The sequence below is a fragment of the Chengkuizengella sp. SCS-71B genome, assembly GCF_040100845.1.
Classification (GTDB): domain Bacteria; phylum Bacillota; class Bacilli; order Paenibacillales; family KCTC-33759; genus Chengkuizengella.
This window is the reverse complement of record NZ_JAZHSH010000001.1, coordinates 1,245,088-1,259,488: the sequence shown is the minus strand read 5'-3', so window position 1 is coordinate 1,259,488 and position 14,401 is coordinate 1,245,088. Positions and strand designations below refer to the sequence as shown.

Annotated in this window: 9 protein-coding genes; 3 read left to right on the top strand and 6 right to left on the bottom strand. The window is 33.8% G+C overall.

The window, feature by feature from the left end; genetic code table 11:
- Positions 1–206 precede the first annotated feature (206 nt).
- On the bottom strand, positions 207–1,250 hold the full coding sequence (locus VQL36_RS06300) for a F510_1955 family glycosylhydrolase (protein WP_349248493.1): 1,044 nt from the start codon (positions 1,248–1,250) through the stop codon (positions 207–209).
- A gap of 289 nt (positions 1,251–1,539) precedes the next feature.
- Complete coding sequence (locus VQL36_RS06295; protein WP_413789483.1) at positions 1,540–2,931, bottom strand: LVIVD repeat-containing protein; 1,392 nt, start codon at positions 2,929–2,931, stop codon at positions 1,540–1,542.
- A 216-nt stretch (positions 2,932–3,147) separates the two neighbouring features.
- Between VQL36_RS06295 and VQL36_RS06290 the strand changes: the two genes are divergently transcribed.
- Positions 3,148–3,414, top strand: coding sequence for a hypothetical protein (locus VQL36_RS06290; RefSeq protein WP_349248492.1), 267 nt, complete (start codon positions 3,148–3,150; stop codon positions 3,412–3,414).
- Between the two features lie 130 nt (positions 3,415–3,544).
- On the opposite strand, the gene VQL36_RS06285 is transcribed toward VQL36_RS06290, so the two are convergent.
- From VQL36_RS06285 to VQL36_RS06275, 3 genes are all read right to left on the bottom strand, one after another.
- Positions 3,545–4,594, bottom strand: a complete 1,050-nt coding sequence (locus VQL36_RS06285) for a Glu/Leu/Phe/Val dehydrogenase dimerization domain-containing protein (RefSeq protein ID WP_349251134.1) — start codon at positions 4,592–4,594, stop codon at positions 3,545–3,547.
- 568 nt (positions 4,595–5,162) lie between these two features.
- A complete protein-coding gene (locus VQL36_RS06280) occupies positions 5,163–7,394 on the bottom strand; it encodes a hypothetical protein (protein WP_349248491.1) in 2,232 nt (743 codons plus the stop codon).
- Between the two features lie 286 nt (positions 7,395–7,680).
- Positions 7,681–9,282 (bottom strand): alpha/beta hydrolase, encoded by a 1,602-nt coding sequence (locus VQL36_RS06275; RefSeq protein ID WP_349248490.1) that lies wholly within the window; start codon positions 9,280–9,282, stop codon positions 7,681–7,683.
- A 211-nt stretch (positions 9,283–9,493) separates the two neighbouring features.
- On the opposite strand from VQL36_RS06275, the gene VQL36_RS06270 reads away from it, so the two are divergent.
- Together VQL36_RS06270 and VQL36_RS06265 are read left to right on the top strand one after the other, a co-directional pair.
- Entirely contained in the window at positions 9,494–10,624 is a 1,131-nt protein-coding gene (locus tag VQL36_RS06270) for a sensor histidine kinase (protein WP_349248489.1), read from the top strand.
- Between the two features lie 54 nt (positions 10,625–10,678).
- Entirely contained in the window at positions 10,679–11,317 is a 639-nt protein-coding gene (locus tag VQL36_RS06265) for a response regulator transcription factor (protein ID WP_349248488.1), read from the top strand.
- A gap of 104 nt (positions 11,318–11,421) precedes the next feature.
- Here the strand turns inward: VQL36_RS06265 and VQL36_RS06260 are convergent, their stop codons facing one another.
- The gene (locus tag VQL36_RS06260; protein WP_413789561.1) at positions 11,422–14,034 is read right to left on the bottom strand and encodes an adenosylcobalamin-dependent ribonucleoside-diphosphate reductase; all 2,613 of its coding nucleotides are present in this window, start codon (positions 14,032–14,034) and stop codon (positions 11,422–11,424) included.
- Positions 14,035–14,401 lie beyond the last annotated feature (367 nt).

Here is a 14,401-nt window from a genome sequence, read left to right as displayed (position 1 = left end):
GTTTTAACGTGAGCCTATTCACTTTTTTGGATATTCTGCCCAATTATATGCAAAATAGCAGCTATCTTTTTCTTTTTTGTATTAAAAAAAGAAAAAGATGCCATATGGAAGCATCCTTCATTGAGATATTGACTTATAAACAAACATAATTTAACTTAACGTTTATTCTTCTGCGTTTCTTTAATATGAATCTTTTTCATATCGATTTAGTCAAGATTTGATGTAGGTTTTCCTTGTTCAGCAATGGTAACCCAGCTTTCACCCCCGTCTACGCTTTTATACATATCGACATTATAGGTAGCTATAATCATTTCTAAAGTATTTTCTGGGTTTAGTGTTATATACTGTATTGCGTCCTTTGGCATATCTGGAATATTCACTATAGTTATTTTACCTGTATTCAGATCCATGCGCTGAAGTCCAGCTTGTCCATTATATGTTCCTACCCATAATTGGTCATCAAAATCAAAGTATGCAGCTGTTATTTGATATCCATCGAATGATTTTTCAAAAGAGTCACCGTAATTTATTGATAAATATAGTCCATTTTCAGTAGCAATTGCTACTATGGAATCTTCATCTGGATGAACAGCTAGTGCATCAGGTTTTAACTGAGAAGGGTAACCTTCTAAAAGACTTCTTTTCCATGTCTGAGTTTCATTTTGGGTATAATATAATCCTTTATTTTTCATAACACTATTTTGTGCAAAATTTATAACGTAAAGAGTACCCGTATTATAGGATACACCCGTCACATGAAAATCTACTTCTCCATACAAAGTTAACTGTTCTAAACTCTTTCCTTCATCTGAGCTTTTTACTATTCCCAATGGATTTTTTAATTCAGACCCTAGAGCTGGATGTCCACTAGAAAAAAAACTATCTTTTGCCATTGCAAATCCCATATAATCATGACCTTCTCCTTTTCCTTCACTCCAAATTCCATCTTCATATACTTTTAAACCTGTATGTGATGAGAGAAGTAATCGGCTTCCTTCAGAATTAAAACCCATACCGTGAACATGTCCGAACTCAACAATATCCATTTGTGGGGTAGATCTTTCGGAATCATCTTGCTCTTCTTCAGATGAAGCCTCTCTATCATCTGATTTATTATCTTTCGTTTCATTTTGATTTTTTTCTTCATTTTGCTTTCCAGAATTAGATTCAGATTCTTGAACCTGATCTGTGTTCGCACACCCTGTTAAAATAAAAATAAACATTCCTATTACGATTAAAAATTTCTTCATGACATCATCTCCTACCATCAATAATCATTGCATTATCATTTTAGTCATATTTAATATCCATCAAACAAATTGTAAATAAGTAACCATAAGCTTATGATATCTTCACAAGATCGTTATTGTTGAATCGTCACATAGAGATATAGTTATTTTAACAGGAAATTGTGCAGAAACTAAGTAGAAATTAAAAATTTCATTCTTATTAATATCCTTAAAATACAAAAAAGAGAGAGACCTCAAATAAAATAGTCCCTCTCTTATTAAAAAGTTAACAATAATTTTGTTAACAGACTTATTTATTTTGACTATTATTTTTTAGTAACACTTTTAATCCACTTCTCATATCAGATGCAAGAATGTAATTTTGATCCACAAACACTCCCCACACATAAGCAGATTCTGGTGTATAGCGAGCAATTTCAATTGGATTACTAACATCCGTAATATCTACAGATATAACCCCTCCTGCATAATATGAGAGATAAAGTGTATTACCTCTCACCTTGGGATCATGAACAGTTTTTGCAAAAGTAACATTATTTTCTTCAGGAATATCATATGTTAAATCTGTTTTAAATTCACTTAGTAATTTTGGATTTGATTTATCCTTTATGTCAAAAATACGAGTATATCCGTAGGCTTCTTCATATCCATCACGAACAGGGGCATAAACCTCACGGGTTTCAATTAATACCGTACCCCCGTTTGCAAGTGTGGAGGAGTGAGCAGAGCCTTGCTGATCAGAAGCAAACTCAGTACGTCCTAAGTATTTAGGATTCTCAGGATCTTGAATATCGAATATAATGGTCCCTAAATCCCACATAGAGACATATGCGTAGTTCCCAGTGGTATCAGCCATTGTACTATGATTAAATACAGGTCGTACTTTTCCATCTGGTGAATCCCAATAATAACCGTCAAATGATTCATCAACTTCAGGAAGTATTCTAGGATCAAACTGCCATAATGTCTCAGGATTAGTTGGATCACTAACATCTACAATTTGAAAATCACGTTGTTCACCATGTGTATAGTAGTCTGTATATGGACTTGCTGCTAATACAAGGGCCCGATTCCCCTGCATGGTCAAATATAATTCATGCGTTCCTCTCGTATTTTTTGCAACTTCCCAAAAACCTAACTTTTGAGGTTCAACCGGATTAGTTACATCGTATAATAAAAACCCGCCTTTTGAATCTGGGTGTGTACGATCTAACTGCTGAACTGAGACTACAGCAAGATCACCGTGAAAATAAGGAGTATTTACTGATTTCACTATCACTTTTTCTTGCCATGTTAAAGGAAATTCATTGTTTGCAAAAACAGAGACTTCTACAGGATTAGCAGGGTCTTTTAGATCAAATACTCTTACTCCGCCATTCCCACCATTTCGAGTATGTGTTCCAACGTATGCATATCCTTTGTGAGCATACACATCTGCATAGGAGTTTTCTAACCCATCTGCTCTAACAATTTCCATTTCAGGTGCAGCTACTTCATGTAAAAATTTCAAGTTTTTACTACCATTTAATATAGGCGCAGTAATATCATCAAAATTCGTTCTCTCTCCTTTTTCGAGATTGATATCACCCAATTCATCATGTCCTAATACTTGAGCTGGAATAACCAAAGATAATGCTAGTACACTAACCAAGACAGATTTTACCCATTTTTTTGTCAACAATGGAAATACCTCCAATAATTAGAATATTTTATAACATTTCTATTATAACATTATATTAAATATTTTTTTACATTTATTACAAAAAATCCAAGTATAAAATATAACTTTCTACGGGGATAATTTAAATATTTATTTTCCATATTTAGAATGAAAGTAAAAAAGAAACCATTGTCAAAGGGTTAAGACTAAAAAATTATTTAAAGGGAGTTGACAATAGTGGGAAAAAAAGATTCTGAAAACAATACGTTTAAAGGGAAAAAAGAATTATATAGGGAAGGATTTGACGTTGGAAGAGGTATGTGTGAAGCTGATAAAAATTTTTCTGATAATGGTACTGAATTTGGTGATGGTATGTTTATCGTTGAAGAAAATTTAAATGCAGGTGGTAATGAAGTTGGAAATGGAATAAAAGGTAAGTCATCTTCTTATTCCCATGTATACAATCTCAATTGTAATAAGAAAAATGTACCACTTAAGAAGTAGAAACATAAAATCTGAAAATGAAGATGAACCGGGAATCAAAAAGGGGATGCAATTGAAAAAAACGATTTATCCCGTAAAACTGGATAAACCGTTTTTCATTTTTAGGAGATTACTATTTTCTAATATTCTGCTATTTCATTAACTTGATTTTTCCAGCTGATGCTATTCTTTCTTCAGCTAAACGATCCGCAGCTAAATAAGTAGGAATTTGATCTCGTTTTGATATTTCTATTACCTTTTGCATATTTTGATAAATATGTTCTACTTTGCTCATCACTCGATTAAGATTAAATTCACCTTTTAATTCATCTGCTACATGAATAAGTCCACCCACATTTATAATATAATCTGGGGCATAGAGAATTCCCATTTCATGTAATCTATCTCCATGTTTATCCTGTTGTAATTGATTATTTGCACCTCCAGCTATCACTTTTGCTTTTATTTGTGGAATCGTTTCATCATTTATAACAGCACCTAACGCATTAGGAGAAAAGATATCACAACTCACACCATAAATATCCTCTGGATCTACAGCTTTTGCATCGAATTCTTCAACCGCTTTATTCACACGATCACGATTAATATCTGTAACAACTAGTTTTGCTCCATCTTTATGCAGATACTTACATAAAGCATACGCTACATTTCCTAAGCCTTGTACAGTAATAACTTTACCTTCTAAATTATCTGTACCAAACTTTTCATTTGCAGCAGCTTTTAGACCTTGGTATACACCGTATCCCGTTGAAGGAGATGGATTTCCACCTGCGTCTCTAGATGAAAGCGTAACACCTGTCACATGATTTGTTTCTTTATGTATATTATTCATATCATCTTCGGTTGTCCCAACATCCTCTGCAGTAATATATCTGCCACTGAGACTTTCTATAAATCGCCCAAAAACACGAAACATATCAGGGTTCTTGTCCGTTTTAGGATCACCGATTATAACGGACTTCCCTCCTCCAAGATTCAATCCTCCTGCAGCTGCTTTATATGTCATACCTCTTGATAAACGTAAAACATCAAGAATAGCATCCTCTTCTTTGACATAAGGCCACATTCTACACCCACCTAATGCTGGTCCAAGTGTAGTATCGTGTATTGAAATAATAGCTTTTAGACCTGACTCTTTATCTTGACAGAAAACAACTTGCTCGTAATCAAATTTCTCCATATAATTAAAGATTTCCAATCCATATTCCTCCGTTTCATTTATAACTCGTTTGCCAAACAAAAATAAAAAATTTTAGTTATTATTGAAAAAATTGTGAAAATGGAGTATTCATTATATTACTTACCTTACTTACAGCGTAATGTTTCATGAACGTTTTGTCAAAGGTTAAAAACAAGAAAATTTCTCTTTATTTAAAAACAAAAATACTTCTGGTATTTAATTCTATTTCTCTTATCATAATATGACATTTTTATCATTTATTCTTCATTATTCTATTAAATAAGGCTATTCCAACGAGTTGAAACGCCTTATCAATGTTTTAAACACATATACAAATACTAAGTACAATAACAAGTAGAATGAAAAGTACTAAAATACTCCCTAACTAACCTATACTATAATATGTAGTTGATATGTACATGGTATAGATGTTTTTCCACCAAAATAGTAAAAAAGGGTTTTCAACTATTAAATAGGGCTTTTTATTAGTACTAAAAAAAGACTGAGGGTTATCTAAATTAGATTCTCTCAGTCCTATATTTATTTTATGAAAACTACTACGAAACCTTTATTCAATAAGTACTTTTCCAATTTGTGCCGTATAATTATAAAACAAAAATGGATTATCTCCTAGTATTTTCATATCACCATTTTCCATCACAATCACATGATAATGTAATCCTGGACCTTCAATAAAGTAGCTATAATTAGACTCTGCTAATACAATCTCCTCTGGGTTTTCAACAACACTATCATATTTAATTTCTTGATATAATTGATCTTGAAATTCACCTGTGTCTTTAATCCATAAACTCCCTGTGAAGGAGCTAATATTATCAACAATTTTATCCAATTGCATATTCGATTTAATAATAATTCTACCTTTTCCTGTATTGTCTAAATTAAGATCTAAAAGATAAACATTTCTATCTTTATCAATTGCCAGTCCAATAGGCTCAGATGAATCATTATCAAAAAATGAATGAAAATACGCTCTTTCCATTGTTTTAATTTCTTGTATAGGAGAAATGTCTTCAAGTTGTTTCAATATTACCATGTCCTCTCCTTGCATTTCACTTTCATAAAATAACTTCCCATCCTCCGTAACAATCATTAAAATTGGGAAATCTTCAAGTTGTTTTATGTCTTGCAAATTAATATGTTGCAGTGATTCTTTAGCAAAATTTACTCCTTTAATTTCAAACCCCTTTCCATTTTCTTTCAATATCAGTTTGTAAAGATTCCCTTCCTCAATTTGCAAGAGACTTCCATTTATTTTTTTAATGGGTCGATTAAACTTTAATAAAGTACACTCCTCATTAAAGTCTCTAAAAATGATATTCCCTTCCTTTGTTAGCACAGCCAAATCATAATAAAACATAGTCATGTGATCAATTTCTGAATTGAATTGGAACCTTTCTATGTCCAACTCTGACGTTATACCCCAAACCTCTCCCTTATTAAAAACGAAAAAACTATAGGGTCTATTCATAGATGGTATAACAGGTATAATTTGCTCAATATTGTCATTAAACGAACCTATGGTCCTAAATTGATCATAAGTTAGTGGAAACCGACCTAATTGTCCATTCATATTGTTGCCCCAAGAATACACCTCACCTTGTTCATTAAGTACTAATACATGATGTGCTCCCATTTGCACATCTACAATATTGTGTAATTCTTGTATTTGTATAGGTTCTTCTACCGTTTGATTTTGATCAGGGACTAAATTATAGTTTTCATCTCCCCAACCCCATACCGTTCCGTCTTTTTTCAAAGCTATAACGCCATGTTTATTATGTACTATTTTTATTAAATCATCGCTCATATTCTCTAGTGGAGAAATGATAGGTTCTTCGTTTTGATCATTCCCGTGTTTATATGATACCCAATTTCCCGATTCCAATTGAATGAATGTCTTTGCATAGTCTACTCCTTCTGAAACATTCACTACTTTTTCAGGTATAATTACTCGCACAGCTGTTTGATCCTTATCGTCTTCTGTATATTGCGAAACTTTCCATAGTGTTCCATCACTCTTCTGTGCAAACAATAAATCATTTGAAATATAGATTTGTTCTATATTCTCTAATCCTTTAACCTCAATCATTTCAAACTCTTCTCCAGAAGGATCCCCATAGCTTCCTTCTATTAAAAAAACTTTGCCATTCTCTGTTAAAACATATAAATCACTGTAGTTTACTTCCTTCATTTCTTTTATGTTTGACAATGAGGTTACTATTTTAGGTAGTACTACAGGTTTCCGCAACCCCCAGTCCCAATTTAAATACCATATATCATTGTCTTCACTTAAAATAAATCCTCCAGCCATTTCTTTCACTTTCGGAAACTCAGTCATTAACCGTGGATAGGAAATATTAATACCGCTTCCCCAAATAAAAACTCTTCCTTCATTATCTAATGCATAGGATGTACCCTCTTTCGAACCATAAACTTCAAAATCATGGGCTGTATTTGTTGAAATAGATTGTATTCCACTTAAGGCTGCATTTTCTGATGGTGTATTTAAGAATTGTAAGAGATTGTCCTCTTTGTTATTTGTTAATTTTTGGGCTGGTAAACATGTTTGATCCTTTATTTCTTCTATAGAAAGCGTTTGGTGGTTTTCAACTTCACTATTCTGATCTGGGTTATCAGATATCTCTGTCTCAGGTGATTCCTGTGAAGTAACAGTTTGATCATAAGAATTTTTTTGATTTTCAAATATGTAATATGAGGTTAGAGCTAGTGCGACAACCATAAGTGTTACAATGCCGATTGTTCTTATATTTTTCATCTTTCTTTTCCCCTTTAAACTATAAATAAGATTTCTCTTCACATTATATACTTTTATTTACAAAAAAGGATAGCATTAAATGATAGTGTTTATTAGATATTCATACTCATTCTTCTTTGATGGGGATTATCAAGTATGAAATCATATGGTGTCCTGAGTCGTCTTTATAATTAGATTTGGGAATAAAAAATTTTTTAGAAAATAACCTTTTTTTCTTTCAGGGCAAGAATAAATTCTTAGCGATAAGGTCATATATGAATTTTGCTTGAGTTTAAGAAGTAATCACTTAAGTTTTACTGTCTAATGTTTCCTGTTCAATGCTGTTTTGCTTGGATCTAATTTTCTTAATAATGAAGTAGATAGCTATAATGATCATAATAGGAATACAGAATAGTACGAAAACAATCGTTTTGACAATCGTAGTAAAATTGAATTTGGAATGAAAGCTGAACGTTTCTTCCACAAATAATGAATCATCAGCGATTCCAGTACGGTAAAAAGAAGTAAGCAATCTTTCCATTGCTTGCGGCTGTGCTTCTGTTACGGTATGTCCCATATGATGTAGCTTAATATAGGTTGCATTGGAAAGGTGCGGGATGAGATCGTTTTCCGCATTTACTGCAGGTGTTGACATATCTAGATTCCCATTGATCAACAGTGTACGAGTGGAAGAGGGATGTACACGCTTCAATTCCTCAGCGATGGGATACTTTGGCCAGGACTGGGCAAATCCACCAAAAAGCAGTTTAGACACCGGTGAGCCAATCGTGTGTGCATCTGTTTCTATTTTTCTATAGTTTCTAGATTTATCATAATCCATCACACCTTTTGCTAACATATCTCCCCAATTGCTGGCGGTAGGTAAGAGCCAATCACAAGCCAAAGTCAACGCAGCGAAACCACTGTAGTCTCCGTTTGCAGCGGCTTGATATGCATCGAATACATAAGGAGAAGTTTCTGTCTCCATCAATAAAAAGAAGGAAGCGACACGAATTTTATCTTTATTAATGTTAAAAAAAAGCCATCGGTCTGGGGCGTCATCAAAAGCGGTATCCATCATTTGTATTAGACTTTTGTCTGTTTTATAATGACTAGTTTCAGATTTCCAAAGTGTTTCATATTGCTCAAGAACCGAATCCATCACATCAGGTTCCCACATGAAAGCACCAGGTGGATTGATACCTAACAACGCAGCATATTGAATATGTTCCGAAAAATATTTATCGTAATATTGTGCGAGTCTTGTGCCATAGCTGACACTGTACAGATTGATCTTATCGTATCCCAATGCGCGTCTAGCTGCATCCAAATCATGTACAACTTCGAAAGGGGTATATCCAGATAAATCTATGCCTTGAGCTTGGTAATCTCGAATTACTTCTTTTGTAATATTTTCGATTTGTGAAAGTCCCTCTTCAGACAGCAAATCGTCTGCTCTTAATGCATTTTCCAGCTTCTTGCTCCTTAAATTTGTACTACCATCCATTCCTCGATATCCAACAAGTACCATGTCATGTGATAATAGCAGCTCTTCGGGGCCTTGTAACTGCATATTTGAGTTTCCTGGTCCTCCTTCTAAAATAAATATAGGTGCTAATGATGACTCGTTTACCGCATTTATTTTAACGACTGGTATACCTATTAATTTTGAATCCAGCTTCGAGCGATTTTCAGGTACGATAAGTATGCCATACTCTGCATCATATTCATTTTTTCCGTATGAATAAGTCAACTTTTTTTTATAAATGAGATCCCCTGCTTTAGCGGTTTGCGGAATGGTGGGAATTGAATCATCACTTGACTTATTCAGGAAAATCACAAATACACTAAAGATCATCAAGATCATAAAAATTATAGATAAACCAATGATCCATATTTTATCTTTCATTTTGATTGCCTCCCATTTCTATTGGATGGAAACAGTGTAAAATTAAAATAGGTCATATGATAACTGACTGTGGTCATAATTTAAGTCATATTTTTTAAAAAAAGGAAGTAAAATCGTACCGATAGAATAAGAGGTTTTACTCCTTCTAGTGGAGAAATAGAAGGTGATCCCTAGCTAGGATTGGAAATGGATCAATGAAAGAAGGTGGACAATGCGTTTTCACAGCAAAATACAATCGTATACACTTGGAATCATATTTATTCTGCTTCTATTGATTATCTATTTAAAAAATCCTGCTAATCAACTGTATATTCTCTTTGCTATTGCTGCATCACTTACAATAACAAGTTTGCGGACGATGATATACTCTAAGTTTGAAAAAAACAAATGGAGTTATATTGTTGCAAGCATGGAAATCCTTCCTTTACTCTTAATTAGTTATGTTGATCATACGAACATATCGCAAGGATTGTTTTTTATTCTAGTCGCCGATTTAATTATTAAGTATCCATATCATTTCACATTACCGTATTCTTTTGTCACATTTGTGATGTATGTAGGGATGGAAATAGAAAAACAATCGTATACAAGCTCAATGGATATTTTGTATTTCATTATTAATTCTGTGCTTGTTTACAGTATAATCCTATCCTTTGTTTATCTAGCTAAAAGCCAAATTATGAATGCTGCTGCACTAAAGAAACTGATGCAGGAGTTAGAAATGAAAAATAAGGAACTGGAAGAGATGATTTTAGTGGAAGAGCGCAATCGTATCGCTGGTGAAATACATGATACCGTTGGGCATACGTTGACCGTTGCTTTAATTGAATTAGAAGCAAGCAAAATGCTCAAAGATAAAGATCCAAATTTATCGTTGGAAAAATTAGATACAGCGAGAAAACAAGTAAAAAAGGGACTTGCTGACTTGCGTACCTCTATAAATATGTTAAAGGATGGGCACCACCCTCTAGGCTTTATATCTTCCATTGAATTATTTGTTCATAATACAATGAAACACTGCTTCGTTGAAATAGAATATATAATACAGATTGAAACCCCTTTGCTGCCGATACAAGAAAGAGTGTTGTATAATGCCATTCAAGAAGGATTTACGAATGGCTTAAAGCATGCAAATAGTAAAAGATTTACACTATTGATTAAAGAAAAGGGTCAAGTTATTCAGTTGGCGTTAACTAATTTTGGAGCCGTACCGGCTATGATACACATGGGATTTGGATTGAACAATATGAAAGAGAGAGTAGAGGGGTTAGGAGGAAATTTTCATGTTACTGTTGCTCCTGGTGAAAACTTCTCCATACATATTGAATTGCCTATAGGTTAAGACAATAAGCTCACAATCATGATAAAAAATATAAGAACAACTAGGAGCATGAAGATGGATAAAATTAAAATTGTAATACTAGATGATCAACAACTAATGGTAGATGGGTTAAAAACGATTTTACAATTAAATAATCAATTTGAGGTGGTTGGTACAGCTTTTAATGGCGAGGTTGGATTTGAACTTGTAGAACGGTTGCAACCAGATATTGTCCTAATGGACGTTCGTATGCCTGTAATGGACGGTGTCGAATGCACCAGACGGATCAAGCTAAATTTTCCTCATATTTTTGTCATTATATTAACTACATTCGATGATGATGCTGATCTAATGAAAGCTTTGCAGTATGGTGCCTCAGGATATATTTTAAAAGATATTGAAGGGCACCAACTTTATCACATTATTCAAGATGCAATGGCTGGCAATGTTATTTTACCAGGGAAACTAGCTAGCAAGCTTTCCAAACATTTAAACCCATCTAAAGTAGCTATGCAAGGTGATCGCCATCCATTTTCTAATCGTGAACTTGAAATCATACGATTATTATGTGATGGAATGACAAACAGAGAAATTGCTAAACAACTATTTCTTACAGAAGGGACGGTCAAAAATTATATTAGCAAAATATACGAGATGATTGACATTCATGATAGAGCAAAAGCGATTGTTTATTTCAAAAATTTATATTTCTAATCGGAATAATGCTCGATGATTTGATCACAAAAAAAGAACCAAGAATATCTAATCATTAGATATTCTCAGTTCTAACTTTTAATTCATTTTTAATTTCCTTAAACTCAGTTACAACGGCTATATCCACAGCTCGTACAGTTTTTACACCCTTCTGAATTCACTAAACTTGCCGAGCCGCAGGAAGGACATAGATCTTTGGATTCTATAACTGCTACATCTTTTTCTATTGTTTCAGCAACTGTTTCCACTGCCTCCACTTCTATTGAAGCTGCATTTTCGTTGTTTTCGATCACTGACGTTGTTTGTTCAGCTTCTTCAATATGGATCTCTAATGCTTTAGCAACAGCATCCGCAATGGACTCTACTCGATTAGCTCCAAAACCAATCGCACCTGAACCACCAATTCCTTTTAAATGTTTAATTAATAGTTGTTCTTTATTGCCATGATCACCATATCGAAGGAATAGAGAGCATACTCTTCCTAATGCCTCAGACATGGCAAATACATCAGAACCTGCTTTCCCAACATTCAAAAAGATCTCACCAGCCACACCATTGATATCATTGATGGTGATATACGCCATTCCAAACGGTGTATTAAATTTATAAGTTGAACCTTTTAATACTTGTGGGCGTTTAATATATTGTTTATCAAATACTTGTTCTGTTTTTGAATCTATATTTACTTTTAAAGATTCTTTTAATTGACCAAGGTCCTCTGAAGTTTGCGCTTCTATTCTCTCTGTACTTTCTTCAGTTGCACCTACTTCAACGTCCTTTTCTTCTTTTTCGTCCTTATCTGCAGTTGAAAGTACTTGTACGTCACGACTTCCATCTCTATAAATCGTAACCCCTTTACAACCTAAATCAAATGCATATTCATATAACTTTTTCGTCTCTTCAACTGTAAAGTCTGCAGGACAGTTTGCTGTTTTAGAAATAGAGCTATCTACCCATTTTTGAATAGCAGCTTGAACCCTGATATGGTCATCTGCTGACATTTGCATAGATGTAATATAATAATCTGGCAAAGGTTGACCTGGATTTTGATCTTGGTACTCTTGTGCAATAGGTACAAGTTGTTTATCATAACCTAATCGGCTTTGTCGATAATACTCAAAAGCAAAATAAGGTTCAATTCCAGTAGATGTTCCTACCATTGTTCCTGTACTTCCAGTTGGTGCTTGTGTAATTACAGTTACATTACGCATTCCATTCTCTTTTATGGACTCTCCTACTTCAGGAAATGCCTCAACCATATCTTTCATAAATCCACTTTGTAAAAATTTATCTTCAATGAAATGTGTAAATGACCCTTTTTCCCCAGCAATTTCAGAAGACGCAAGGTAGGCTTCCTTAGCCATAAATCCATATATTTTGTCTAAAAACTCTAACGATTCTGGGCTTCCATAACGAATTTTTAGCTTGATCATCAATTCAGCTAGTCCCATTGTTCCTAAACCAACTCGACGTTCACCCTTTTGGTTCTGTTCATTTTCTTCAAAATGATAAGGTGTGGTATCAATAACATTATCCAGAAAACGTGTGGAATAACGAACAACTTTACCAAGTTCATCCCAGTTTACATCTTCATTTTCCTCATCATAAAACTTAGATAAGTTCACTGCGGATAAATTACATACACCCCATGCTGGTAACCCTTGCTCACCACATGGATTTGTACAAATAATCTGATTGAAATACCAGCTATTGGACATATCATTATAATGTTCCATAAACACAACCCCTGGTTCTGCTGATTTCCAAGCAGACTCAATGATCGTATGCCACACTTCACGAGCTTTTACGGTTTGATGAAGAATAACTTTCTTACCTAAGTTTTTCCATTCTTCTAAGTCACCTCTCCATAACTCGTCATACTCTGGATCATCTGTATCAGGAAACACTAAATCCCATTCTAAATCTTCTTTTACAGCCTTCATAAAACCATTGCTTAAACAAACAGATAGATTAGCATTTGTGATTTCACCCATCTTTTGTTTTACTGTAATAAAATCAACAAGATCAGGATGCCAGTCATTAATCATTAACATTAAAGCACCTCTACGACTGCCTCCTTGTTCAATTAAACCTGTCGTATAACTGAATAATCCTCCCCAAGAAACCGCTCCACTAGATGAACCATTAACCCCTTTTACAATCGCACGGCGTGGACGTAGTGAAGATAAATTGATTCCTACTCCACCACCTCGAGACATGATTTCTGTCATTTCAGTTAAGGTTTCCATGATTCCACCTCTGCTATCGTGAGGAGATGGAATTACATAACAATTAAATAAAGTTAATTCATCACTTGCTCCAGCACCCGCAGCAATACGTCCACCTGGAACAAGTTTCCAATCATCTAAAATATATTTAAACTTTTCGGTCCATTCCTTTTGTTTTTCCGGAGTAGCTTCTGCAGAAGCCATAGCTTGTGCCAATCGCTCCCACATTTCATCAGGTGTTTTTTCCACAGTAAGTGTTAATTTATGAATAGTTGAGTCAACAATCTCACCACTTCGAAGTTTAACTTGAACATTCTCACCGTCTCTACTGATCACCTCGCCTACTTCTTTCGTAGGAAATTTTGGATCATCTTTTACAAGTGCTAACACTGTGTCTCCAACCTTAGTATGATTGGTGTCTGCATCCTTCATCGCATAACGATCCAAGAATATTTTTTCACTAAGACCTTCTAAACGTTTAACCTTCATTGTTTCCAAAAATACAACCTCCCCTAAAGTAAAAAAATAAAACTAATATAATGTTTAAAAAATACAGAATTAAATCGAAATAAGTCTATCGATGCAACAATTGTTTTTTATTTAAATACTGTATCTTTTTTTTAGAAGCTAGTTTAAATAATGTTGTATGTATCTTTTTTGAAGGTAAAAATAGATAAATTTAGAAATTACTTCCCTTCAAAAAGCACTACATATTGTGTGCGAATACCATTATACAACACTATATGTTGTGTTACTACTTTTTGACCACCCAAATCAGATAAATATAATGAGTTTTTGTCCTTTTTTCTTCTATTTTCTCATTCTATCTACCTTTTTTAAAAAATTTAGTACTTAT